Annotated in this window: 20 protein-coding genes and 1 pseudogene; 9 read left to right on the forward strand and 12 right to left on the reverse strand. The window is 70.6% G+C overall.

All coding sequences use genetic code 11. The features are described 5' to 3' along the window. Positions 1-138: 138 nt before the first annotated feature. Both ABZX37_RS37845 and ABZX37_RS37850 read right to left on the reverse strand, forming a co-directional pair. The gene (locus ABZX37_RS37845; RefSeq protein WP_344268025.1) at positions 139-333 is read right to left on the reverse strand and encodes a DUF3046 domain-containing protein; all 195 of its coding nucleotides are present in this window, start codon (positions 331-333) and stop codon (positions 139-141) included. A 34-nt stretch (positions 334-367) separates the two neighbouring features. Further along, positions 368-2,197, reverse strand: a complete 1,830-nt coding sequence (locus ABZX37_RS37850) for an Hsp70 family protein (protein WP_354747948.1) — start codon at positions 2,195-2,197, stop codon at positions 368-370. Positions 2,198-2,338: 141 nt separating this feature from the next. Between ABZX37_RS37850 and ABZX37_RS37855 the strand changes: the two genes are divergently transcribed. The 3 genes from ABZX37_RS37855 to def all read left to right on the forward strand — a co-directional run bounded on the left by ABZX37_RS37855 (position 2,339) and on the right by def (position 8,977). Then, positions 2,339-3,547: a hypothetical protein gene (locus tag ABZX37_RS37855; RefSeq protein ID WP_354747950.1), complete on the forward strand. Its 1,209-nt coding sequence runs from the start codon at positions 2,339-2,341 to the stop codon at positions 3,545-3,547. Between the two features lie 81 nt (positions 3,548-3,628). Then, on the forward strand, positions 3,629-8,287 hold the full coding sequence (locus ABZX37_RS37860; protein WP_354748011.1) for an ATP-dependent helicase: 4,659 nt from the start codon (positions 3,629-3,631) through the stop codon (positions 8,285-8,287). A 189-nt stretch (positions 8,288-8,476) separates the two neighbouring features. After that, positions 8,477-8,977 carry a peptide deformylase gene (gene def / locus ABZX37_RS37865; protein WP_037809726.1) on the forward strand — a complete coding sequence of 167 codons (501 nt, stop codon included), beginning with the start codon at positions 8,477-8,479 and terminating at the stop codon, positions 8,975-8,977. Here def and ABZX37_RS37870 read toward each other — a convergent pair. The 5 genes and pseudogenes from ABZX37_RS37870 to ABZX37_RS37890 form a co-directional block, all read right to left on the reverse strand. Further along, positions 8,910-9,707, reverse strand: a complete 798-nt coding sequence (locus ABZX37_RS37870; RefSeq protein WP_354748013.1) for a GNAT family N-acetyltransferase — start codon at positions 9,705-9,707, stop codon at positions 8,910-8,912. The two genes, def and ABZX37_RS37870, sit on opposite strands and share 68 nt — an antisense overlap. Positions 9,708-10,454: 747 nt before the next feature. After that, positions 10,455-10,667 (reverse strand): annotated as a pseudogene (locus ABZX37_RS37875) (GNAT family N-acetyltransferase); the annotation flags it as partial. A gap of 218 nt (positions 10,668-10,885) precedes the next feature. After that, the gene (locus tag ABZX37_RS37880) at positions 10,886-11,587 is read right to left on the reverse strand and encodes a VOC family protein (protein ID WP_354747952.1); all 702 of its coding nucleotides are present in this window, start codon (positions 11,585-11,587) and stop codon (positions 10,886-10,888) included. Positions 11,588-11,756: 169 nt separating this feature from the next. Beyond that, positions 11,757-12,521 carry a maleylpyruvate isomerase N-terminal domain-containing protein gene (locus tag ABZX37_RS37885; RefSeq protein ID WP_354747954.1) on the reverse strand — a complete coding sequence of 255 codons (765 nt, stop codon included), beginning with the start codon at positions 12,519-12,521 and terminating at the stop codon, positions 11,757-11,759. After that, a complete protein-coding gene (locus ABZX37_RS37890) occupies positions 12,511-13,062 on the reverse strand; it encodes an SAV_6107 family HEPN domain-containing protein (protein WP_354747956.1) in 552 nt (183 codons plus the stop codon). The genes ABZX37_RS37885 and ABZX37_RS37890 overlap by 11 nt, the downstream gene beginning before the upstream one ends. A gap of 876 nt (positions 13,063-13,938) precedes the next feature. On the opposite strand from ABZX37_RS37890, the gene ABZX37_RS37895 reads away from it, so the two are divergent. Together ABZX37_RS37895 and ABZX37_RS37900 are read left to right on the forward strand one after the other, a co-directional pair. Beyond that, the gene (locus ABZX37_RS37895) at positions 13,939-14,463 is read left to right on the forward strand and encodes a YbaK/EbsC family protein (RefSeq protein ID WP_354747958.1); all 525 of its coding nucleotides are present in this window, start codon (positions 13,939-13,941) and stop codon (positions 14,461-14,463) included. After that, complete coding sequence (locus tag ABZX37_RS37900; RefSeq protein ID WP_354747959.1) at positions 14,460-15,047, forward strand: GNAT family N-acetyltransferase; 588 nt, start codon at positions 14,460-14,462, stop codon at positions 15,045-15,047. Before ABZX37_RS37895 ends, ABZX37_RS37900 begins: the two co-directional genes overlap by 4 nt. Before the next feature lie 110 nt (positions 15,048-15,157). Here ABZX37_RS37900 and ABZX37_RS37905 read toward each other — a convergent pair whose 3' ends face one another. The 5 genes from ABZX37_RS37905 to metF all read right to left on the reverse strand — a co-directional run bounded on the left by ABZX37_RS37905 (position 15,158) and on the right by metF (position 20,488). Continuing rightward, entirely contained in the window at positions 15,158-16,153 is a 996-nt protein-coding gene (locus ABZX37_RS37905; RefSeq protein WP_354747961.1) for a DUF3558 family protein, read from the reverse strand. Between the two features lie 75 nt (positions 16,154-16,228). Further along, positions 16,229-17,125 carry a DMT family transporter gene (locus ABZX37_RS37910; RefSeq protein WP_354747963.1) on the reverse strand — a complete coding sequence of 299 codons (897 nt, stop codon included), beginning with the start codon at positions 17,123-17,125 and terminating at the stop codon, positions 16,229-16,231. A 204-nt stretch (positions 17,126-17,329) separates the two neighbouring features. Continuing rightward, positions 17,330-17,830 (reverse strand): GNAT family N-acetyltransferase, encoded by a 501-nt coding sequence (locus ABZX37_RS37915; protein ID WP_354747964.1) that lies wholly within the window; start codon positions 17,828-17,830, stop codon positions 17,330-17,332. Positions 17,831-17,881: 51 nt separating this feature from the next. After that, positions 17,882-19,561 carry a DUF885 domain-containing protein gene (locus ABZX37_RS37920; protein ID WP_354747966.1) on the reverse strand — a complete coding sequence of 560 codons (1,680 nt, stop codon included), beginning with the start codon at positions 19,559-19,561 and terminating at the stop codon, positions 17,882-17,884. Between the two features lie 42 nt (positions 19,562-19,603). Further along, positions 19,604-20,488, reverse strand: a complete 885-nt coding sequence (gene metF / locus ABZX37_RS37925; protein ID WP_354747968.1) for a methylenetetrahydrofolate reductase [NAD(P)H] — start codon at positions 20,486-20,488, stop codon at positions 19,604-19,606. Positions 20,489-20,591: 103 nt separating this feature from the next. On the opposite strand from metF, the gene merB reads away from it, so the two are divergent. The 4 genes from merB to ABZX37_RS37945 all read left to right on the forward strand — a co-directional run bounded on the left by merB (position 20,592) and on the right by ABZX37_RS37945 (position 24,788). Further along, positions 20,592-21,236 (forward strand): organomercurial lyase, encoded by a 645-nt coding sequence (gene merB / locus ABZX37_RS37930; protein WP_354747970.1) that lies wholly within the window; start codon positions 20,592-20,594, stop codon positions 21,234-21,236. Positions 21,237-21,307: 71 nt separating this feature from the next. After that, complete coding sequence (locus ABZX37_RS37935; RefSeq protein ID WP_354747972.1) at positions 21,308-22,399, forward strand: polyprenyl synthetase family protein; 1,092 nt, start codon at positions 21,308-21,310, stop codon at positions 22,397-22,399. Next, positions 22,399-23,874, forward strand: a complete 1,476-nt coding sequence (crtI, locus tag ABZX37_RS37940; RefSeq protein ID WP_354747974.1) for a phytoene desaturase family protein — start codon at positions 22,399-22,401, stop codon at positions 23,872-23,874. The genes ABZX37_RS37935 and crtI overlap by 1 nt, the downstream gene beginning before the upstream one ends. Next, positions 23,871-24,788 (forward strand): phytoene/squalene synthase family protein, encoded by a 918-nt coding sequence (locus ABZX37_RS37945; RefSeq protein WP_354747976.1) that lies wholly within the window; start codon positions 23,871-23,873, stop codon positions 24,786-24,788. The genes crtI and ABZX37_RS37945 overlap by 4 nt, the downstream gene beginning before the upstream one ends. The last annotated feature ends 12 nt before the right edge of the window (positions 24,789-24,800 follow it).

Raw genomic sequence — 24,800 nt, forward strand, 5'->3', positions numbered from 1 at the left:
AGGCGCGGCGACTGATCTGTGGATCGCTGGCCCCGTTGTGCACAACACCATAGACGAACAGATGTTCGAGGTTTACAGCGACACGCCCGTCCGGCGAGGTTTTCGCCCTCCGCCGCTTCCGGAGCTGGAACTCCCAGGTCAGCGCCGTTCCGGCGGCACCTCGAACTCGACGCAGACCGCTCGCCAGATCTCCTTCGCCGACGTCCCCGAGTTCAGCGCCTCTTCGACCGTGCGCCCGCCGAGCCCGCTGAACACGTGGTCCTTGGCGAGCATCTCGGCGCGTCCGGACCCGAACTCCTCGGCCATCAGCCGTCGGAACACCGTGATACGCATCGGGCGAATGCTAGCTTTCCCGCTCCGCCGCGGATCACTCCCCCGGCTGGACGTTCTGTTCGAAGTAGTCGGCCAGGGCGCCCGGCGTGGCCGCCTGCCCGCCGGAATTCACCTGATAGAGGAACCCGACGAGGGGCCGGTCCTTCACCGTGAAAACGAGGACCGCCGACGACTGCCCGGCCGCCGCCGCGTAGTGGCCTTCGAGGGCGTTGCCCTTCCAGTCCGCTTCGGTGCGGTCGCCGCCCGCAGAGGAGAGCAGTCCGTCGGTGTACTGCTTCAGCTCCGCTGCCGACTGCCCCTGCACATACGTCACCTGAGTGCCCGCGCGTCCCGGCGCGGCGCACGTCGACGCGGCACCGAGGCTCTTCGCCGGCGCGGCCGGACCGTTGCCCATGCCGGGAGCGCAGCCGCCGTTGTCAGCGACCTTGCCCGCCAGCTGACGCATGCAGCCGGTCAGTCCGGACGAGTCGGCTTGCCCCGGCGTACGGCATTCATCAGCGGTGTACGTCTTCACCGACGAACCTTGTGTTGTCAGGAACACTGTCAGCCCCGCCGCGAGCACGACCACCACAGCCGCCGCGATGCCGATCAACAGCTTGGTGCGGCTCTTCTTCTCCGGCGCAGCGGGCGTGTACGTCGGGAAGTTGGACGGTGCCGGCGAAGGCTGGAACGGCGGCATCGGCTGTGGCTGCGTCGGCGAGTACGCCGGGTAGTTGCCTTGTGGCGCAACAGGCGGCGCGTACGGCGCGCCTGACGCCACCTGGCCCTCGACGTTCTGCGTACGCATCGACAGTCCGTCTTTAGCGACGTGCTGCGCACCCAGCGCGACGGCCGTCTCCGGCTGGTCGAGGCTCGTGGGGACGACGCCGAGCTTCTCCGCGATCATCGACCCGACCAGCGGCAACCGGCTCGAACCGCCGACGAGGTAGATGCCAACAAGACGATCCGAGGTCAGCCCAGCCGAACGCAGCGTCCGCGAGAGCAGCTCCACGCTGCGCAGCATCGCGGGACGCACCAAGCCTTCGAGCTCTCCGCGCGTGACGAGCACGTCCTTGAACGGCTCCGGCATCGGGACCTCTGTCTGCGGATGCCGAGACAGTGCTTCCTTCGCGGCCTTCACGTCTTCTTGCAGCGCGCGTCGCGTACGCCGGTCCGCAGTGGACTCGGGGCGAAGCAGCCGCTGCCAGCGCTGCGGGTCCGAGTGCGACACCTCACGTCCGACGTGGACCATCAGCGCCTGGTCGACGTCGAGGCCGCCTAGGTCGGGCAGACCGTCTTCGGCGAGCACTGTGTAGCCGTTCTGGTTCGCGCCGACGACTGCGACGTCGAAGGTGCCCGCGCCGAGGTCGTACACCGCGAGAGCCTGTCCTGGCGCCAACGCGCGCTCCGGGAACGATGCGAAGTGCGCCGCGGCGGCGACTGGCTCCGGCACGAGGACTACGTTTCCGCGAACGCCAGCAAGCCGCGCCGCGCTCAGCAATACGTTGCGGCGCACCGGGCCCCACTGCGCGGGGTGGGTGAGCCGGACCTCGTCCGGCTGCTCGCCGCCGAGCTGGCGCGTGGTCTCGTCGAGCACCCGGCGCAGGATCGCGGCCAGCGCTTCGTTGACCGGCACGACGTCTGTGCCGAGCAGCAGTGTCTGCTCGTCGATGCGCCGTTTAGGGTTGGGCTCGAACCGTGTCGGGTCGAGGCGCGCGCGACGTTCGGCGTCCCGGCCGACCATGAGTGTGCCGTCTTCACCGGCGAACACCGCGGAGGGCATGTTGGCCGACCCGTCGACCTCTACGACGCGAGGCGGCCTGCCGTGCGCGGAAAGGACGGCAACGGTGTTGGACGTCCCGAGGTCCACCGACAGGATCCGCACAGTAATTTCCCCTCGACTCAAGCAGCGCTGGCGGAGATGCTGCCACGTGCCCGGTCACCGTGCGTGCGGACCCGCGAAACTCGCGGCGCGCGCAACCCCGGGAGACAACGGAACGTCTCGTCTTCCGAGGACGGGGAGGCAATGACAGAGCTAGTGGACAAGACTCGCCGAGCACAGTTCGGACAGACCGCGGCGGGCGGTCCGGCAAGACCGTGGCGGGTCGCGGCGGCCAAATGGGGCCGTTCCGGCTACGTGCACGCGGCAGTGCTGTTCCTCGTGGTGCGGCTGGTCGGCGTCGGTGCGCTCGCCGCCATGGCCGCGCCCCGGGACCTGCCGCTGGGCGACCGGCTGCAGTCGTGGGACGGCTGGTGGTATCTCCAGATCGCGGAGCACAGCTACACCGGCGTGAGCAATCCGCTCGACGCCGCCGGGCTGCCCTATCCCGATGCGGCGTACGGCTATTTCCCGCTGTACCCGGCTTTGACCGGCATGCTCGAAAAGCTGCCTGGGGTGTCGTACTTCGGGGCGGGCATCCTCGTGTCGACGCTCGCCGGAATCGCGGCCGCGACGGCGATGTACCGGATCGGCCGGCTCGTCCACAGCCAGCGGGCGGGGCTGCTGCTCGCCGTGTTGTGGGGCGCCGCGCCGATGGCGATCGCCGAGAGCATGGTGATGACCGAGGCGCTCTTCACCGCGTTCGCCGCGTGGGCGCTGGTCGGTGTGCTCGAACGCAAGTGGTACCTCGCCGCCACCGCGACGCTGTTCGCCGGGCTCACCCGGTCCACCGCGTGCGTGCTGGTCGCTGTCGTGGTGATCGCCGCGGCCGTCGACGTGTGGCGGAACAGACAGCGGTGGAACGCGCTCGTGTGCGTTTTCGTCGCGCCGCTCGGGCTGCTCGGCTACTGGATGTTCGTCGCGGTGCAGACCGGCAGCCTGACCGGCTGGCAGGACGTGGAGCTTCGCGGCTGGAACACGCGTTTCGACGCCGGTTCCGAAGCCTGGAAGTGGATCACGCAGACGCTCTTCACCTCGGGCAATGCGTGGGAGACGCTCGTCGTGCTCGTGACGCTCGCGGCGATCGCGCTCGCGGTCGTCTCCGTGACCGGCCGCCGGATTCCGTGGCCGTTGGCCGCGTACGCGGCGGGGGTCGTGGTGCTGGTCCTGTGCAGCGCCGGGCTGCCTGCCCTGAAGTCGAGGTTCCTGCTTCCGGACTTCGCGCTCCTGCTGCCCGTCGCGATGGGGCTGGCCGGTCGCAAGAAATCCACGATGATCGCCGCGACGACCGTATTCGTGCTGGTCGGGGCCTGGTATTCGGCCTATTCGCTGACTGTGTGGAAGTACGCGATCTAGGCCGATCGGTCACCCACACGAGCGGGTCCGGCTCGGACCGCACTGCCCTGGCCCCGGAAATTGTCGGGGGTGCCGCGCATGATGGATCCCGTGGCAAACGACGTCCTCGACCTCTTCTCCCCGGCGACCAGCACCTGGTTCGCCGGAGCCTTCGCCGCCCCGACGGCCGCGCAGGAAGGGGCCTGGCGGGCCGCACACGCCGGGCAGCACGCCCTGGTCGTGGCGCCCACCGGGTCCGGCAAGACGCTGTCCGCCTTCCTGTGGGCACTGGACCGGCTGGCGGCGGAACCGCCGCCGGCGAACCCGCGCGAGCGGTGCCGGATCCTCTACGTCTCGCCGCTGAAAGCGCTGGCGGTCGACGTGCAGCGCAACCTGCGCGCGCCGCTGGCGGGCATCTCCCAGGCCGCGCACCGGCTCGGCCTGCCCGCGCCGGAGATCGAGGTCGGCATGCGCACCGGCGACACCACGGCGGCGGAGCGCCGGTCGTTCGGGAAAACCCCACCGGACGTGCTGGTCACCACGCCGGAGTCGCTGTTTCTCATCCTCACGTCCTCGGCGCGGGAATCGCTGAAGGGCGTCGAGACGGTGATCGTCGACGAGGTGCACGCCGTCGCGGGCGGCAAACGCGGCGCGCACCTGGCGTTGTCGCTGGAACGGCTCGACGCGCTGCTGCCCAAGCCGGCCCAGCGCATCGGGCTGTCGGCCACCGTGCGCCCGGTCGACGAGGTGAGCGCGTTCCTCGCCGGCGGTCGCCCGGTCACCGTCGTGCAGCCGAAGCTCGCGAAGACGATCCAGGTGCGGGTGGAAGTGCCGGTCGAGGACATGGCGAACCTCGACGGCCCGGCACCGTCTCCGATGGAGCGGCTCGACGACCTCACGTCGCTGTCGCAACTGCCGTCCGAAGGCGGGATCGGCACCCAGGAAGAGGTGGCCGGCGCGGCGGTGAAGCGGCCGTCGATCTGGCCCGCGGTCGAGGAACGGGTGCTGGAGCTGATCCGCGCGCACCGCTCCACCATTGTGTTCGGCAACTCGCGGCGGCTCACCGAACGGCTCACCGCGCGGCTCAACGAACTCGCGTCCGAGCAGACCGGTCTGTCTCAGAACGACGCGTTCCCGGCGGAGGCGGTCGGGCAGTCCGGCGTCACGTCGGGTGCGGAGCCGGTCATCGCGCGGGCGCACCACGGGTCGATGTCCCGCGAGCAGCGCACCCACGTCGAAGAGGAACTGAAGTCCGGGCGGCTGCCGTGCGTGGTGGCCACGTCGTCGCTCGAACTCGGCATCGACATGGGCGCGGTGGACCTGGTCGTGCAGATCGAGGCTCCGCCCACCGTGGCGTCCGGGCTGCAGCGCGTCGGCCGGGCCGGGCACCAGGTCGGCGCGGTGTCGTCCGGCGTGATGTTCCCGAAGTTCCGCGGCGACCTGGTGTCGTGCGCGGTGGTCGCGGAACGGATGGCGACCGGGGCGATCGAGGCGGTGCGCTACCCACGCAACCCGCTCGACGTGCTGGCCCAGCACGTCGTGGCGATGGTGGCGCTCGAGCCGTGGACGGTGCCGGAGCTGGCGGCGCTCGTCCGGCGGGCGGCACCGTTCAGCTCGCTGCCGGACGACGCGCTGCACGCGGTGCTCGACATGCTCGCCGGCCGCTATCCGAGCGAGGAGTTCGGCGAGCTGCGGGCGCGGATCACGTGGGACCGGGTCGGCGGCGAACTGCACGGGCGGCCGGGTTCGCAGCGGCTCGCCGTCACGTCCGGCGGCACCATCCCGGACCGCGGGCTGTTCACCGTGATGACGCCGGGCGACGAAGGCAAACCCGGCTCGCGCGTGGGCGAGTTCGACGAGGAGATGGTGTACGAATCGCGGGTCGGCGACACGATCCTGCTCGGCACCTCGTCGTGGCGGATCACCGACATCACCCATGACCGGGTGATCGTCGTGCCCGCTCCCGGCCAGCCCGCCCGGATGCCGTTCTGGAAGGGCGACGCTGCCGGACGGCCGCTGGAACTGGGGCGGGCGCTCGGCGCGTTCGTCCGCGAACTGTCCACTTCGGACACCCCGGCGGCGCGAGACCGGGCCGCCGCGGCCGGGCTCGACCAGCGCGCCTGCGACAACTTGCTGGCGTATCTGGAAGAACAGAAATCAGCGACCCGGCACGTGCCCAATGACCGGGTCGTCCTGCTCGAGCGCTACCGCGACGAACTGGGCGACTGGCGAATCGTGCTGCACTCGCCGTTCGGCGCTCAGGTCAACGCTCCGTGGGCGCTCGCGATCGCCGCCCGGCTGCGGGAAAACCGCGGCGTCGACGCCCAGGTGGCGCACTCCGACGACGGCATCGTGCTGCGGCTGCCCGACGCGCTCGACGCCGACGGCGGCGAAGTCGCCATCGGCGCCGACGACGTCCTGCTGGACCCGGAGGAGGTCGAGCAGCTGATCGTGGCGGAGGTCGGCGGTTCGGCGGTCTTCGCGGCGCGGTTCCGGGAGTGTGCGGCACGCTCGTTGCTTCTGCCGCGACGTGATCCGCGGCGGCGCACTCCGTTGTGGCAGCAACGGCAGCGGGCGTCGCAGCTGTTGTCAGTGGCGGCGAAGTACGAACGGTTCCCGGTCGTGCTCGAGGCCATGCGCGAGGTCCTGCAGGACGTCTACGACGTCGGCGGGCTGCGGGAGCTGATGTCGGACGTCCGGGCGCGCAAGGTGCGGCTGGTCGAGGTGGAGACGCCGGCCCCGTCGCCGTTCGCACGGAGCCTGTTGTTCGGTTACGTCGGGATGTTCCTGTACGAGACAGACGCCCCGCTGGCCGAACGGCGGGCCGCGGCGTTGTCGCTGGATTCCGCGCTGCTGGCCGAATTGCTCGGTACGGAAGCGATTCGCGAACTGCTCGATCCGGAGGCCGTGGCCGAGGTCGAACGGTCGTTGCAGCGGCTCGATCCGGACCGGCACGCAAGGTCGGCGGAGGACGCGGCGGACTTGCTGCGGTTCCTAGGAGATCTGTCCGTCGCGGAAGCCGCGGAGCGCGGGATCCAGCCGGAGTGGCTGGCAGAACTCGCCTCGGCACGGCGTGCGATCCAAGTGCGCATCGGCGGCGAGGAGCGGTATCTGGCCATCGAGGACGCCGGACGGGTGCGAGACGCGCTGGGCGTCGCGCTTCCGGTCGGCGTGCCCGAGGCGTTCACCGAGCCGGTGGCGGATCCGGTGGGCGATCTGCTCGGCCGCTACGCGCGGACTCACGGTCCGTTCTCCGCGACTGCTGCGGCAGATCGGTTCGGGCTAGGAACAGCAGTTGTCACCGGCGTGCTGGACCGGCTCACCGGTGAAGGCAGGCTGGTCCGCGGCGAGCTGAGTCCGGTGGGACATCCGGAAACCCATGGTGTGGGCGTCGAATACTGCGACGCGGCCGTACTGCGGCGGTTGCGGCGCGCGTCGCTCGCCCGGCTGCGGGCAGAGGTCGAGCCCGTGGAACCGGCGGCGCTGGGCCGGTTCTTGCCCTCGTGGCACGGAATCGGCGCGCGGCTGCGGTCCGCGCCGACGGCCGACGACGTGCTGTCGGTGGTCGAACAGCTGGCCGGCGCGCCCTTGCCGGCGAGCGCGGTGGAGTCGTTGATCCTGCCCAGCCGGTTGCCGGGCTACTCCCCCGCACTGCTCGACGAACTCACCACCGCGGGCGAGGTCACCTGGTCGGGCTGCGGCGCGCTCTCCGGCGGAGACGGCTGGCTGGCGCTGGCTCCGTCCGACGTCGCGGATCTTCTGCTGCCCGAGGTCGAGGAGAATCCGCCGACCAGCCCGCTGCACGAAGCCATCGTGACGGCGTTGGAAGGCGGAGCGTTGTTCTTCCGGCAGCTCGTCGACCGGGTCACGCCGGGCCTGGAGCAATCGCCGGACGACGGTGCCGTGGTGGCCGCGCTGTGGGATCTGGTGTGGGCTGGGCTGGTCACCGGCGACACACTCGCGCCGCTGCGCGCGCAGGTCGCAGGCCACGGCGCGCACAAGCCGCGGCGGCAAGCACCACGCGGCCGGTACGCCCGCATGCGCGCCGGGCGTCCGGCGATGCCCTCACGCACCGGACCGCCGACCGCCGCTGGCCGATGGGCACTGACCCCACTTCGGGAAGCCGAGCCGACTCGTCGTGCGCATGCCCGCACCGAGGCGTTTCTGGAACGGCACGGCGTCCTCACCCGAGGCGCGCTCGACACCGAACGGGTCACCGGCGGTTTTTCCGGGATCTACAAGGTGTTGCGTGGCATGGAGGACACCGGGCAGGTCATTCGCGGCTACGTCGTCGAGGGTCTCGGCGCCGCACAGTTCGCGGCGAAGGGCGCAGTGGACCGGCTGCGCGCCCTCTCCAGCACCGCGCCCGCCACTGCGAGCCGCAATGAGAGCGCTCGAGCCGTAGTTCTCGCCGCCGCGGACCCAGCACAGCCGTACGGCGCGGCACTGTCCTGGCCTGCCGCGACTGGCGACACGAAACACCGGCCAGCGCGCAAAGCCGGAGCACTGGCGGTGCTGGTCGACGGAATCCCGGCCTTGTACGTCGAACGCGGCGGTCGCTCCTTGCTGAGCTTCACGGAGGAACGCGGTTCGCTGCAGGCCGCCGCGGCTGCCTTGTCGACCGCTGTCCGGGAGGGCTGGCTGGGTCAACTGGCCGTGCAGCGCGCGGACGGAGAGCACGCGCTGACCTCTGAGCTGGCCGAGATCCTGCAGGAAGCCGGCTTCCGTGCGACTCCGAAGGGACTCCGTTTGAGAGCTTGACACTGCCTCGGTCCGTCTCAGGCTGGCGCGTGGCCAAGCCACGAACGCGAGCGCGTCCGACCCATGGCTCCGCAGACCGGCCAGCCCCGTCGCGCGGCGAGGAGGCGTGGTCGGCGGACCCGCGTCGGGGAAGCAGGTGGCGTCACTAGACTTCTCGTGGCCCCTCGGTGGACAAAAGGACGTTCGATCATGGCGATGCGCGAGTTGCGCTACTTCGGTGACCCGGTGCTCAAGTCCGTGTGCGACCCGGTGACCACGTTCGACAGCAAGATCGAGGCGCTGGTGAAGGACCTCCTCGACAGCGTGCAGCCGGAGGGCCGGGCCGGGCTCGCGGCGCCGCAGATCGGGGTCGGGCTGCGGGTGTTCAGCTACGACGTCGGCGGGCTGACCGGGTACGTCATCAACCCGGAGATCGCCCACCTCTCCGAGGAGACGCACGAAATCGGCGAGGGCTGCCTGTCCGTGCCGGAGCTGTGGTTCCCGACAGTCCGCGCGAAGCACGCCGTCGTGCGCGGCGTCGACCTGCGCAACGAGCCGATCGAGGTCGAGGGCGTCGACGTGCTGGCCCAATGCCTCCAGCACGAAACCGACCACCTCGACGGAAAGCTCTACCTCGACCGGCTCACTCCCGACCGGAAGAAGCAGGCGCTGCGCGAGGCGCGGGGCAAAGACTGGTTCTGGAACCGCTGACCGGCCGCGGAGCCCGGGACATCCGGGGCGTCTGGGCGGCGAAGAGCCGCAGCACCGTGTCGTCGTCCGGGCTGGTTTCGGCGTACAGCCCGGCGCGCGCGGCAGTCCGGGCCATGGCATCGTTGCTCGGAAGACGGACCGCAGTCAGTTCCGTGATCCCGTCCGCCCCGGCGAGGGCGACCAGCCGAGCGAGCAACGCCGTGCCGATTCCCTGTCGCTGCCAAGCATCCTCGACGAGCAGCGATACCTCAGCCGTGCCGTCGCGCTGAGAGATCAGCTGTCCGAACCCGATCACGTCCGGGCCGCACACTGCGAGCAAACTGGTTCCGCGCGGCGGCATGAGCAAGCGGTGCAGCCATTTTCGGGGAACCGTGCGCAGCCCGGTGTGGTAGCGGTTGAACAATGTCTTCGCCGAACAGCGAAGATGCACCGCGCCGATCGCGTCGATGTCGCGCGGAGTACCGATCCGCAGAACGACCGCGACCCCGTCCGGACGGTCAAGCACCACCGGCCCGGCCAGATTCTGCTCCGCCGCGGCGAGTAATTCCAGGAACGCCGCAGCCTGAGCAAGTTCGGAGTCAGCGAACGCCACCCACCGCCGCCGCGCGACGAACGCCTGCCCGTCGCCGAAGGGAAAGACCGCCCGGTGCCCGCCCTCCGTGCGCGCCGGGTTGGATTCGTTCGCGGGAACCAGCGTGACGAGGTCGGCGGACAGGACCGACCGCAGCATCGGAGCACGGCAACCGGGATCAGCAATCGCCCGCCGAGCGGCGCTGAGGGCCGTTGCGGTCGAATCGCGAAGTCCGCAAACGCTGGTTTCGACAGCTGCCTCTCGCGCCAAGGCGCGCGCGGGTGCTGCCGGGGCGGGCAGGTCTCCAGTCCCGATGCACAACTCCCCCGCGACGGGGAGCGCAGTCGCCGCACGGAGTTCCGTAGTACCGGCTCCCGTTGCGGCCTCCTGAACTGCGACGAATCCGTTCACCGCCGAGGCAGGCGACTCCCGGATCGCGGCATCGCCATCGGACTTCCCCAGCGCGAGCGGTTGAGCTGCGGCAGGCTTCCGGACGCCGGTGCCGGAGGTGGCCTCTCGATCGGCAGCGAAAGTACTTGCTCCAGGACCGCGCGATTCTCCGACGACGGAATCAGCGGGCGGGTTCTCCGCGCCCGGGAGCGGATTTGCCGCAGAGCGTTCGCTGGCATCGGCTTCAGAACGGGTCGTCTGGTCAGCCGCCGACGCTGACGAAGCATGGCGTTCGTACGCAGGAATCTCAGCACGAATCTCCCGGTCGGCGCGGAAAGCAGTTGCATCCGGAACACCGTGTTCCCCGGTATCAGGCGCAGCGGCAGTCGTCCGGTCGGGGGCGGGTGTGTCCGTGATCGGGGCGAGGAGTTCCCGGGCGACGGCCTCGGCGATCGAATCCTCGGGTGCGGGGGCCGGTGCGCGGAGTTCGGGGATGGCGGTTTCGGTCATCCCCAGGCAATCTCCGCCTTCGTCGCGGAGGGCGTCTATCAGGAGGTGTTGTGGCAGCCCGGTTGCGGGGCGCAGCACGAACTCGTCTAGGACGCCGCCGGGCACGGGGTGTCTGGTGAGGCCGACGATGCGGCATTCGAGGTCCGCTAGTCGGATCGCGAAGCGGGCCAGCGTTCCGGGGTAGTCGTCGGAGCGTACGCGTACTCGCCAGGCTCGGGCCGGTGGGCGGTTTTCTTTGGAATGGCTGGGGTTTGACTCGGAGCGAGCGAGGTGTGCCGACTCGTCGGTGAGGGCGTTTGCGAGGAGGCTGCGGGGCGTCGAAGGCATGTCCATGGGACTTACCGTTCCTGACGCACGTAACCGGGGGCGTCCTGTGGTGTTTCGGGCGTGTCAGAGGGTGCCCGGGAATGCGTGATCTGCGGGAAACGTGGCGCGGATCAGCGTGGGGCGAGCAGGCGGAATTCGTTGTCTTCCGGGTCGGTGAAGTCGGTCTGATCGACCCGGTGGGCACCTGCGGCTTGGAGGCGGCGGGTTTCGGCGGCGTGGTCGTCGTCGAGGGCCGGGGCTAGTTCCAGATGGAGGCGGTTTCGGTCGTGCTTCGGGGTTTTCACGCGGAGGAATTCGAGAGTGGGGCCGCGGCCGGAGGGGTTGCGCAGGGTGGTGATGGCGGGCTCTTCGGCGGTGATGGGCCAAGCTGTGAGCGAGGACCAGAAACGGGCTAGGCGTGCGGGGTCCTCTGCGTCCACGACGATCGCTGCTAGGGCACCGGCACTGGCGTATTCCTGGCGAGGTTCCAGCACGCAGAACTCGTTGTCTTCGGGGTCTGCCAGGACTATCCATGGGACGTCGCGCTGGCCGATGTCGATGGGGCGTGCGCCTAGGGAAACGGCTCGGGCGACGGTTTCGCGTTGGTGTTCGTCGGACGTGCTGGAGAGGTCTAGGTGCAGCCGGTTTTTGGCGGTCTTCGGGCGAGACGAGCGGGCGAAGACCAGGTTGAGATCGCAGCCGTCGTTCGCTGCGGGATGGACCTCGTCCGGGGATTCCGCGGTGGTGTGCCAGCCAAGGAGGCCGGACCAGAACCGGGCCAGGCGGGCTGGTTGTTCGGCGGCGATGGCCAGGTTGACCAGACGGGTTGCCATGTCGCCACGGTAACGGGGAGGACCGACAAAAACGGCGGATCGTGCGCTGGCGAGACCGGGTGAAAGAACTGTGCCGGCAAGCGCGGGGGTATCGCGCTTGCCGGCACAGCCGGATCGCCAGGTGGCCGGTGAGAAACCGAGAAGCTTCCCCGCTTTCGGTTCTAGGCGGTCACCTGGTGGCCAGTCGCAGCAGGGCCCAGGTTTGGGCGGACAATTCGTGGTCGCCGTCGGTGTGGACCATGGTCACCGGGACTCTCCCCCAGAGCCAGAGGTACACGTTTTCGGGCGAGCCGGTGACTATCGCGTCCGCGGCGTCGGCTTCTCGGGCAGAGCAGCGCCAGGCTTCTGTTTCGCCGGGGCCCGCTCTCGCGATCCAGCTGTGGCCTCCGGTGTGGAAACCCACTGTGCCGTTTCGGGTTCCCGAGATGCCCATGGTGGTGAGCTTATGTCCGAAGTAGAGGGTGAGAGCTTCGTCAACGCCGTCGGCGGCCAAGTCGTCCGGGACTGTCGAGTCGCCGGTTCCGGCTGCGTTTTCCGCGTCCACTCGGTGCACGAGGGTTTCGTGGAGCATGCGGCGGCGCCAGAAACCGTGGGTCGGGTCGGCGGACCACCAGGTGGCGGCTCGGGAGGCCGGGTCGTGGTCGGCCAGTTCCACCTCGAGTTCGGTGCGGGCGGCGGAGTAGAAATCGACGACCGGCTGGCCGGGCAGGGGCTCGCGCCACAGTTCGGGGCGGCGGCCTTCGCGGATCCAGCCGAGCACCTGCCAGTACACGGCTCCGACGTGCTTGAGCAGCTCGTTCAACGTCCAGCCCGGGGCGGTGGGCACCGGCGAATCGGGCGACGCCGAGTGCGCCACCTCCCCCAGCAGCAGCGCCTCCGCGGCGAACGCCTCGAGCAACCGGCCGTGGTCGACCGTGCCGAGTTCACGCGACATGAGCTTCCCCGGACATCGGCAGGCCGTGCACGACCCGGCGGACCAATTCGAGGAACTGGGCGGTTGCCTGCAGCAGGCCCTCGGCCAATTCGGCGGTGACGCGGCCGGTGATGCCCGCTTCGGCGGCGGCCCGGGTTTCGGAATGGTCGGCGAAGAAGGCCGACCATTCGCGCAGTTCGGGAGCGACTGCGTCGAGCAGCACCCAGCCGCTGGCGGGACGGCCCCGGCCACGGCGCGGACGGCCCCGGACGGCGAGCACCGCACCCGCGCCGCGCAGGGCGGCGAGATAGGCGCCGATGAAGCGTTCGGCTGGGTCGCGTTCGTTTTCCGCGTGGTCGAGTCCGCGATTGGCCTGGGTGAGGAGGGTGACCGCCTCGGGAGCGACCGGCGGGCGCAGGGACAGCGGGAGTTGCGGCTGGCCCGGGCTGCCAGAGCGATGGGCGGCCGACTCGGCGGAGGGCCGGACGGCGGCTCGGCTGCGGTGGACGACCTGCCTCGGGGGCGGCGAACTGGGCAGGGCGGGCTCGGGGACGTGGTGCACGGTTGGCTTGGAGGTTGGAGCGCCCGACGGGGTGCGCTCGGTCTGGGGAGCGGGGTTGGCCGCTGTGGCAGAGGGTGCGGTGGGGCGGTTCTTCGACGGCTTCGAGATGGGGGAACCTGCTGCAGCGCGCTCTGACTGGGCAGCGGAATTGGCCACTGCAGCAGAGAAGCTCTCCGACGGCGTTGAGGTCGGGGAAAATGAGGGGAGGAGCTCAGGCTGATAAACGGGACCGGTCGCCGCAGCAGGCAGTGCGGTGGAGCGGTTCTCCGACAGCCTGGATGCGGAGGAACCCGCCGGGGTGTGCTCAGGCTGGAGAGTGGGCTGGGCCGCTGCGACGGATCGCGCGGTGGAGATGTCCTCTGGCGCAAAGGGCAGCGCGGGGTCGGTCGCCGGAGCAGCACGCCGAGCAGAGCCAGCCGTCGAAGCGGACGACGGAGCCGAAGCAGACGGAGCGCCAGAAGCCGACGGTTGGACAGCACTGCCTTCGGGAACCACGTGCGCAGCGGAAGTCGCCGCTTGAGCAGCGCTGTCCGAGGGAACGGCCGAGGCTGAACCAGCACTTCCCGGCTGCACCGCCGCGCCGAACGTCAGTTGTTCGCCAACCGCGCCAGGTCGGTCTGGGCTGTCCTCCAACGCACGGTCCGCGGGGGACACGACCGAGACGGACATGGCGACCCTCCTCCTGCTCGGGTGGGCCCGGCCGGGGCCCGAGGTGCTTCCCCCACCCCGGGACCGGCCGGTGCGCTCCCACCGGGTATCGAACGTCTGTTCGATCTGTTTCCAGAGTAGCCGCGCCGGCCACTCCGCTCAACCCCGCCGGTGGAATCGGGGCACGTGGTGCGGGACACGGCCGCACTGGCGTGGTCTCATAACGGAGTGAGCACCCACGACCATCCCGCTGTCGCCAAGGTCACCGCCGCGCTGGGCGAGGCCGGGCAGCACGCCGCCGCTGACGGAGTGCGGGTGCTGCCCGCCGAGGTGCGCACTGCCGCGCAGGCCGCGGAGGCGCTCGGCGTGCCGGTCGGCGCTATTGCCAACAGCCTGGTTTTCCGGGCCCGCACGAGCGACGGGGTCGAGGTGGCGTTGCTTGCCCTCACCTCGGGGGCGCATCGGGCGAAGGAGTCCCGGCTGGCGGAACTCGCGGGGGTCGCGGAGGTCGGCAAGGCGGACGCGGCGTTCGTCCGGGAGCACACCGGGCAGCCGATCGGGGGCGTCGCTCCGGTCGGGCATCCGGAGCGGCTCGTGACGCTCGTGGACACGGCGTTGCGCGACTGTCCCGAGGTGTGGGCCGCGGCGGGGCATCCGAAATCGGTCTTCCCGACCACGTTCGACGCGCTCGTCACGCTCACCGGGGGCACCCCGGGCGATCTGGCGGGCGAAGGGGAGGATGGTCGACTGTGACCGCCATGTCCTCCTCCGGGTGCTCCCGGTACGTGCAGCTCTCCGCCGACGAGTTCCGCTCCCGGCTGCCGGAAGCGCTGGCGATCTACGTGAACGCGATGCGCTACCCCGAGGGCACGGCCGAGCAGCGCGCGCCGATGTGGCTCACCCACGCGCTGCGCGAGGGCTGGCGCTGCATGGCCGCCCTCGACGACAACGGCGTGCTGCTCGGAGTCGCCTACGGCTACAAGGGCCGCGCCGGGCAGTGGTGGCACGAGCAGGTCCGGCACGGCCTCACCCGCCGCGCCGGGACGGAGGAAGCCGAGCGCTGGCTGACGGACTACTTCGAGCTCACCGAGATCCACGTGCGGCCGGAGAACCAGGGCAAGCAGATCGGCCAGGACCTGCTGCGCCGGCTGCTCGACGGCGTCCCCAGCGCGAACGTCCTGCTCTCCACGCCGGAAGGCACGAGCCGGGCGTGGAAGCTGTACCGGCGCATGGGGTTCGTCGACGTTCTGCGCGATTACCAGTTCACCGGCGATCCGCGGCCGTTCGCGATCCTGGGGCGGTCGCTGCCGCTCGAAGCGCAGCAGGCGCAAGCGTAGGACGCCGCACGCCCGGTGCCGGACCGGGCGTGCGGCGCGCTCGCCTACCGCAGCGGAGCGTCTCCGCGAAACGGCCCCCAGAGGCCGTGCGCGCCAGCAATTGCGAGCTATCAGGCGTGGCCGAGCGACGGCACCACCGTCTTGGCCACGGCGACCGCCTTCGTGCAGGCGGTGGCCGTGTCGAGGCCGCTTTCGGGCTCGCCGCTGAACTGCACGGAGACGATCTCGCCGTACCCGTGAGCCTCGTCGTCCTTCGGAGTCTCGATCTTGCGCCAGGTCGCGTCGCAGCTGACCACGCTGCTGTCCGCGTCCTTCTTCTGGATGGCCGTGACGCCATTGCCGAGGTCGGCGGGCTGGCCGTCCCCGGCGTCGGCGGGCAGGCCCTGGTGCAGGTGCACGGACACCTGCGGGTAGTGGGTGCCGTCGCCGGACCAGAAGTCGCATTCGTGCAGGCTCTTGGGCTCCACGAAGGACTTCTGCCCCAGCGCGGCCTCGACGGCCTGCTTGCCCGCCACCGCGCACGGGTCGGTCGTCAGCACGGAGCCGGGCACCTGCTTGTACTGCGGCGGGGAGCTGTGCAGGGCCTGCACGACCTTGGTCAGCGCCGCGCGGCCGGGCGCGCAGGCGTCGCCGGCGGACTTGGTCTGGAAGGTGATCCCCAGCGACTGCTCGAACGACGTCACGACGGAGACCCAGCACGACCCTGGCTTGTCGCCGTCGACGACCAGCGGAAGGCCTTCGAGCTTCTCGACCGGGTCCTTCGACATGATCAGCTGGTCGCCGACGCGCAGCACCAATTCGACGGTCTTGCCGCCGGCGTCCTTGACGTCGACGCGGCACTCGCCCCATTCGGAGGAGGAAATGCTCGACTGGTCCGGGGCGCCGACGCCGCCGAGGGTCTTGCTGTCCAGCAGCGCGCACGGATCCACGGTGCGCAGGGCCGCCGCCTGCACCGCGGGGTCGGTGATCGGGGGTTTCGCTTCGGAGGTGGGAGAGTCCGCGGCGGCGGTGCCCGCGGTCGAGCCGCCGCAGCCCGCGAGCAACGCCAGCAGAGCCACCCCAGCAGCCAGCGCCGATGCCCGGAATATTCGGTTTTCGGTGATCATGCGCGGCACCGTAGCGGAATCTGTCACCCGTTCGTGGCGAAATCTCCAAAAATGCGGGCAGTCCGTGAATGATGCTCACCGGGGCTCAGGCCGCCAGTAGCCGACCGCGAGCGCCGCCACGAGCAGCACCGCGCCGCCCCACGCGAACGCGCTCAGCCGTTCGTGCAGGAAAACAACCGAAAGCACGGACGCCGTCAGCGGCTCCAGCAGCGCGGACAGCGCACCCAGCACTGGGTGGGCGCCGCCGAGACCGCGGAAGTACGCGGCATACGCGACGGCTGTCGGGACCACGCCGAAATACACAGCCAGCAGCAGCACGTCGGCGCGGGCGGGCAGGTCCATGCCGAGCCACAGTGCGGCGGGCGTCAGCAGCAAACCGCCGGTCAGGCAGCCGAATGCCGTGGTAGCCAACGGATCGAGGCCGTCGACGGGCTTCGCCGTGACGAGCGTGAGCACGGCGAACCCGGTCGCCGCGAGCAGCGCGAAGCCGAGACCGCCGACCAGCCGGGCGGGTGACGTCGCGGTTTCCGGCGACCAGCGCAACAGCACCAGCCCCGCGACGGCGCCGCCGACGGACACCAGCGTCCACAACTGGGGTGCGCGACGCCGCCGCACCGCGGAAAACACCGTGAGGACAACGGGTGCGGCACCGATCGTGGTCATCGTCGCTGTGCTGACTGAGCTGAGCGCGACAGCGGCGAAGTAGCTGGCTTGGAAGAGCGCGAAGAGGGCTCCGATGAGAACGAGACGGCGCCAGTTTTGCTTGGCAGGAAGGCGAAGTCCGCCGGTGAGAGCGACGTAGACCGCGCTCGCGGCGCCGCCGATGAGCAGGCGATAGGTGGCGACGGCCAGCGGGTGCAGGCCGGCTTGCTGGGCGAGCAGCGAGCCGGACAGGCCGCCGGTTCCCCAGAGCACACCGGCTACGACAAGGGCGGCCGACGAGCGGGCGCGCGAAGGTACGAGAACAGACATTCGGAAGTGGGCTCCTGCGTCGAAGGAATCGGAAATCGACGACGCGGGGCAGCGTGCATAGGCCGGTTCAGGACGTCATCCGGTGGCCGCGGGCCCGGTTTCGGGCGCACGCGGCGAAAACTGCCCCGCTCAGGAGGCTGGTGGTGGGATGACGACGAGGAGCCACTGCACGGACGGGAGCTTAACCAGAGGCCGAGGAGACGATCAACGGGTTTGTGCCGTGCGGCACCAACGGATTTCGCCGTCCTGCCACTCGTCAGTGGCAGTGAGCCCGGCAGCGGCCGCGACGGCGGCGGAGGCCCGGTTTTCCGGGTGGATGTGGGCGATGATCGCGTCCACCGGCTGCGAGAGCAACCAGCCCACGAGTCCTCGCGCGGCTTCGGTGGCGATGCCGCGGCCCTGCCACGGAGTTCCCACCACCCAGGCGATTTCGGCGACCGAGCCGCTGACCGTCGCCTGAACAGTGCCCGCCAGGCCGGAATCGCGCACCTGGATCACCCAGTTCAGCCAGGACACCGCCGGATCGGGCGAGCCCGCGGTCATCCGCCGGTAGCGCGAGCGGAGAGCCGCCAAGGAGTCCGGCGCGCCGCCGATGTACGTGTGCAAGGCCGGGTCGGACAGCACCGACGCCATCTCCTCGGCATGCGAGACAGACAGCGGCAGCAGGTCCAACCGGGCGGTTTCGATGAGCTGAGCGGTAACCATGTGAGGAAGACACCCGGGCCGGTGCGGGAACACCGGCCCGGGAAAGCAGTCTCAGTCCAGCTGCGCCAACTGCTCGCGCAGGGTGTCCAGTCCCATGCCGCCCATCTGCAGGGCCTTGGTGTGGAACTGCTTGATGTCGAACGCCGAACCCTGCCGCGCGCGGGCGTCGTCGCGCGCGGCGAGCCACAGGCGTTCGCCGAGCTTGTACGCGGGGGCCTGGCCCGGCCAGCCGAGGTAGCGGTCGATCTCGTCGTGGACGTGCGCGTGGTCGGTGATCGTGCGGGTCAGCATGAACTCCAGGCCCAGCTCGGGCGTCCAGCGCTCGCCCTCGTGGAATCCGGTGCCCGCCGGGATTTCCCGTTCCAGGTGCATGCCGAGGTCGACCACGACGCGGGCGGCGCGGAACATCTGCTCGGACAGCATGCCGAGCAGGTTGCCGTCGTCGGAGAGGTAGCCGAGTTCCTCCATCAGGCGCTCCGCGTACAGCGCCCAGCCTTCGCCGTGCGCCGAGATGAACGTCATGAGCCGCTGGTACTTCGTGAGCGTCTCGGCCTGGTTGACCGCGGTCGCGATCTGCAGGTGGTGGCCCGGGACGCCCTCGTGGTAGACCGTCGAGACCTCGCGCCAGGTCGTGAATTCGTTGCGGTCGGCGGGAAGCGACCACCACATCCGGCCGGGACGGCTGAAGTCCTCGCTCGGCCCGGTGTAGTACGCGCCGACGCCGCCGCCCGGCGGGGCGATCTTGCACTCCAGCGCCATCAGCCGGTCCGGGATGTCGAAGTGCTTGCCGCGCAAGGACTTCAATGCGTCGTCCGACAACTGCTGCATCCACGCTTCGAACTGCGGGCGGCCCTGCACTCGGTAGCGAGGGTCGGCGTCGAGCACCGCGGCGGCCTCCGCGGGCGTCGCGCCGGGCTTGATGCGGTTCGCGACCGCGCGCATTTCCGTTTCCAGCCGCGAGAATTCGTGCCAGCCCCACTCGTACGCCTCGCGCAGGTCCAGCTCCGCGCCGATGAAGTAGCGCGACCACAGCCGGTAGGTGTCCTCGCCGACGGCGTCCTTCACCGGGGCCTTCGGAGCGAGTTCGGCGCGTAGGAATCCGGCGAACTCCGCGAACGCCTCGTCCGCGGCCCGCGCTCCCGCGGCCAGGTCGGACTTCAGCGAATCGACCCCCGCCCCGGCGACCATGCTGGCGAAGAACCCGGGTCCGTCCTTGAGCCCGGCCCACGTCTCGCACTGCTCGGCGACCTTCGAGACCTGCCGCAGCGCCGAAACCCGCCCCTTGTCGGCCGAGGCCAGCAGCGACGCGCGGACGCCGGCGAGCGCCTCGGGCACCTTCGGCAGCCGGGCCGCGACGTTCGCCCAGTCGTCGGGGGTGTCGGTCGGCATCAGGTCGAAGACCATCCGCAGGCCCTGCACCGGGCTCTCGATCACGTTGAGCGAGGCGGCGTCGAGACCCGCGTCGTGGATCTCCAGCTCGAGGCCGATCCGCTCGCTGAACACGGCCTTCGCGACCCGCTCCCCCGCGTCCGCCGGTTCCGCGGCGGTCACCGCGGCCAGCGCGCGCCGGGCCAGCTCCGCGCGGGCGTCGTGGCCGGCGGGCGAATAGTCGGTGAGCTGGTCGTCGTAGCCCGCGACGCCGAGCATGGTGGCCGCGACCGGGTCCACGGCCACGTAATCGTCGACGTACCGGTCGCAGATCTCCGGAACGCTCTGTTCGGTGGAAGCCATGTCCGGCACGCTACCGGCCGGAGGCGCCCCGAGCCCACGCAGTTACGCGCGGGCGGGCACCAGTCCGAGCCGGGTCACCACCTCGCGGGTCGCCTTGGACCGGTTGAAGGTGTAGAAGTGCAGGTCGGGCACGCCTTCGGCGATCAGTTTCTCGCACAGTTCGGTGACCCAGTCGATGCCCGCCGCGCGGAAGGACTTGGGGTCGTCCGACAGCGGTTCGAGCCGGTCGAGCAGGCGCTGCGACGCCGGGGCACCGGACAGCTTGATCGTGGTGTGCAGCGTCCGCAGGGTGGTCAGCGGCATGATGCCGGGCAGCACGAGCGCGTCGCAGCCCGCGGCGGCGACCCGGTCGCGCAGCCGCAGGAAGTCCTCGGCCTCGAAAAACAGCTGCGCGATCGCGAAATCGGCTCCCGCGCGGAACTTGCGGACCAGGTGCTTCGTGTCCGATTCCAGGTCCGCCGAGCGCGGGTGGCCGTACGGGAACGCCGAGACGCCGACGCAGAAGTCGCCGAGCGAGCGGACCAGCTCGACCAGTTCCTCGGCGTAGGTGAGGCCCTCGGGGTGCGGCACCCAGTCGCCGTAGACGTCGCCGGGCGGGTCGCCGCGCAGCGCGAGGATGTTGCGCACGCCGACCGCCGCGTACCAGCCGATCACGTTCCGCAGTTCGGACACCGAATGGTCGACCGCCGTCAGGTGCGCCATCGGGCAGAGCGTGGTCTCGGTGGCGACGCGGGCGATGCTGCGGATGGTGCCGTCGCGGCTCGAACCGCCCGCGCCGTAGGTGATCGACATGTACGCCGGGTCCAGCGGTTCCAGCTCGCGGATGGCCTTCCACAGGACGGCCTCGTCGGCCTCGTCGCGGGGCGGGAAGAACTCGACGGAGAACGCGGGCCCGTCCCCCCGCAGCCTTTCGATCACCGACGTCATGGAGTGAAATGGTAGTGGCTCGGCTCGAGCCCCGGCAGAGCCGACGGGTGGCCTTGGCCACGCGGCGTACCGTCAGGGGCGAACCCTCCGGGGAGGCGAGCCCATGAGCAGTGAAGACGATCTGGCCTGGGACGAAGACGTGCGCGTGGCCGTCTACCGCGCGTTCGCCTCGCGCGGCCGCCCGCCCACCGCGCCCGAACTGGCCGACGCCGCGCACGGGTCGCTCGCGGTGGCGAAACAGGCGCTGCACCGGATGGCCGACCCGAGATGGCTGTGGCTCGACGAATGCGAGCACGTGGCGCTGGCCGCGCCGTTCGCGGCGGTCCCGCTCGGGTTCGCGGTGATGGGCGAGCACACCATGTGGTGGGGCGGGTGCGCCTGGGATTCGTTCGCGATCCCGCACCTCGTCTCCGGCGAGCCCGAGGTGCTGGTGGCGACGCGCTGCCCGGGCTGCGGCGAGCCGTCCGCGCTGGTCGTGCGGCGGGACCGGCCGCCCGAGGGCGCGCAGGTCGCGTACTTCCCGGCCTCGCCCGACCAGCTCGCGGGCGATCGCGGGAAGCAGCGGCTGTACTGCGCCGAGTCCTGTGTGGACAGTCCGGGCGAGGTGCTCGGGCTCGACGCGCTGTGGCACCTCGCGAAGGACTGGTACGCGGGCTGCCTGGAACCCGGCTACCGGCCGCGAGGGCCCGCGGAGGCGGCGGAATACTTCGCGGCGAGCGGGCGTCCTGACGCGTTCCGGAGCGGCTGAGCGCGTCTGGTGCGCCACATCCGGGGGCGCCCGGCGTGACCCCGGCCGCCCGCGTCCCGGAGGATGAAGGCATGGACGCGCCCGGATTCGACGCCGATCTCCCCGTGCACGTGGAGCGTGCGCTGGCCGATTTCCTCGGCCGGGCGGGGACCGAGATCCTGCGCACCGAGCCGAGCGTCGCGGCCGGGATCGAGGCGCTGTCCGGTTTCGTGCTGGGCGGTGGCAAGCGGATCCGCCCGACGTTCGCCTGGTGGGGCTGGCGCGGCGCGGGCGGCGCGGCTTCCGGTCCGCTCGCCGAGGGCGCGCTGCAGGCGGTCGCGAGCCTGGAGCTGATCCAGGCCTGCGCGCTGATCCACGACGACCTCATCGACTCCTCCGACTCGCGCCGCGGCAGGCCGACCGTGCACGTGGCCGCCGAGAAACTGCACGCGGACCGCGGCTGGCTCGGTTCGCCGTCGGTGTTCGGGCTGGCCAGCGCGGTGCTGGTGGGCGACCTGGCGCTGGCCTGGGCCGACGACATGTTCGCCGAGGCCCCGCTGCCCGCGGCCACGATCGCGGCGGCTCGCCCGGCTTGGCGCGCGATGCGCACCGAGGTCCTCGCCGGGCAGTACCTCGACGTCCGTACGCAGGCCGTGGGCGACGCCTCGCCCGAGGCCGCGCTGCGGATCGACCGGCTCAAGACGGCCGCGTACACCGTCCAGCGGCCGCTGCACCTCGGCGCTTCGCTCGCGGGTGCGGACGACCGGCTGATCGCCACCCTGCTGGAGTTCGGCGGCGACGTGGGCGTGGCCTTCCAGCTGCGCGACGACCTGCTCGGCGTGTTCGGCGACCCGTCAGTGACCGGCAAACCCGCCGGCGACGACCTGCGCGAGGGCAAGCGCACGCTGCTCGTGGCGCTGGGCCTGCAGCTGGCCGCGGAGAAGGGCGACCACGCCGCGGCCAAGGTGATCGCCGACGCGATCGGTGCCGCTGACCTCACCGGCGGCACCGTGGACCAGGTCCGCGAGGCGCTGACCTCGGTCGGCGCGGTCGCCGCGGTGGAACGCCAGATCGACGAGCTGACCGCCTCCGCGAACGCCGCGCTGGAGCGTGCGCACCTGGCCGAGCCCGCCCCGTCGGCGCTCGCCGAACTGATCCGGCTGGCTACCCAGCGGAACTTCTGATGCGGACGGTGAACGGGCACGCCGACCACGTGGTGGTCGTCGGCGCGGGGCTGGCCGGGCTCTCGGCCACGTTGCACCTGCTCGGCGCGGGACGGCGGGTGACGCTGCTGGAGCAGCGGAAGACGCCCGGCGGACGGGCCGGGCAGCAGGACTTCGGCGCGAACGCGGTCGACACCGGGGCCAGCGTGCTGACCATGCCGGAACTGGTGGACGAAGCGCTGCACGCGGTCGGCGAATCGCTGGCCGACACCGTGCCGCTGACCAGGCTCGATCCGGCATACCGGGCTCGTTTCGCCGACGGCAGCTCGCTCGCCGTGCACACCGACGGCGACGCGATGGAAGCCGAGATCCGTTCGTTCGCCGGTCCGGCCGAGGCGGACGGTTACCGGCGGCTGCGACGGTGGCTCACTGACCTGTACGCGGCGCAGAAGGACCACTTCATCGGCGCGAACTTCGATTCGCCGCTGGACCTTGTCCGTCCGGAACTCGTGAAGCTCGCGGCGTTGGGCGGCTTCGGCCGGTTAGGCCCGCGCGTCGCCAGCTTCTTGCGCGACGAGCGCGTACGGCGGCTCTTCTCGTTTCAGGCGCTGTACGCAGGTCTCGACCCGACGCGTGCGCTCGGCGCGTACGGGGTCATCGCGTACATGGACACTGTCGGCGGCGTGTACTACCCGCGGGGCGGCATGGGCGCGATCGCCCGCGCGATGTCCGACGCTGCGACGCGCGCGGGAGCCGAACTGCGGTTCGGTACGGAAGCTGCGTGGCTTGAGCGGGTGTCGTCGCGCGTACGCGCTGTACGCACGCGTTCGGGCGAGCGTATTGAGTGTGACGCCGTGGTGCTCGCGACAGAGCTTTCGGCGGCGTACCGGCTGATCGGCGCGCGTCCGCGGCGTGTGCTGCCGTTGAAGTACTCGCCGTCGGCCTTCGTGCTGCATGGGCACGCGGACCGTTCGTGGCCGGAACTGGACCACCACACGATCTTCTTCGGCCAGGCGTGGGAGCGGACCTTCGCCGAGATTGTCCGCGAGGGCAAGCTGATGAGCGATCCGTCGCTGCTGGTCACGCGCCCGACCGCGACCGAGCCGACGCTCGCTGGCGACGGCGGCGAGATCGTCTCCGTGCTCGCCCCGGCCCCGAACCTGAACACCGGCCCGATCGACTGGTCGCGCGTCGGCCCGGCTTACCGCGAAGAACTGTTGCGTACACTGGAATCGCGCGGGCTCACCGGGTTCCGCGAAACCTACATTGTGGACGAACAGCTCACTCCGGTCGACTGGGCGGCGCGCGGCTTGACCGCCGGGACACCGTTCTCGCTCGCGCACACCTTCCCGCAGACCGGCCCGTTCCGGCCCGCGAACCTGGTGCGGGCGGCGGAAAACGTGGTGCTCGCCGGATGCGGGACGACGCCGGGCGTCGGCATCCCGCCGGTGCTGATCTCCGGACGGCTCGCCGCGGAAAGGATCACCGGCCGGTGAGCGAACTCGACGCGGCCGGCATCGTCGAACCCGCGCTGCGTTCTGCTTATACGAAATGCCGGCGCATCAATGCCCATCACGGCCGCACGTTTTTCCTTGCCACGCGGCTGCTTCCGGCGCGGGCCCGGCCGGCCGCGCACGCGCTGTACGGCTTCGCGCGGATGGCCGACGAACTGGTCGACAACCCCGAGCCCGGCACCGATCCGGCGGTCGCGCTGGACAAAGTGGCCGGGCTCGTCGACGAGGTTTACGACGGAAGCGTCCCGGCCGATCCGGTGCTGGCCGCACTCGCGGATACGGTGTCTCGCTACGACATCCGGCGTGATTTGGTGGGTGCGTTTCTGCATTCCATGCGGATGGATCTGACGGTTCCCGAGTACGCGACTTACGCCGATCTCGGCGAGTACATCTACGGTTCGGCTTGTGTGATCGGACTGCAGATGTTGCCGGTGTTCGGGACTGTCGTGCCGGTGGAGGAGGCTTCGCCTAGCGCGGCGGCGTTGGGGGAAGCGTTTCAGCTGACCAATTTCCTGCGCGACGTCGGCGAGGATCTCGATCGCGGGCGGTTGTATCTGCCTACTGAGGAACTGGCAACGTTCGGGGTGGATCGGGCGGTGTTGCTGGACGCGCGGCGGAGTGGGCGGCCGGATCCTCGGGTACGGGCGGCGCTTGCGGTGGCGGTTTCGCGGACCCGGGCGGTGTATCGGCGGGCTGAGGCGGGGATTCCGTTGCTGCGACCGGAATCTCGGCCTTGCGTGCGGACGGCTGTCACGTTGTACGAAGGAATTCTGGACGAGATCGAGGCGATGGACTACGCCGTGCTGAACCGGCGCGCGGTCGTCGGCAAGGCGCGACGGGTCGCGGTCGCGGTACCTGCGTTGGTACGGCGCGCAGTTACTTCCAGGTCTCGATAACGCGGGTTGGTT

This window comes from Amycolatopsis sp. NPDC004079, from assembly GCF_040610415.1.
GTDB classification, from domain to species: Bacteria; Actinomycetota; Actinomycetes; order Mycobacteriales; family Pseudonocardiaceae; genus Amycolatopsis; species Amycolatopsis halotolerans.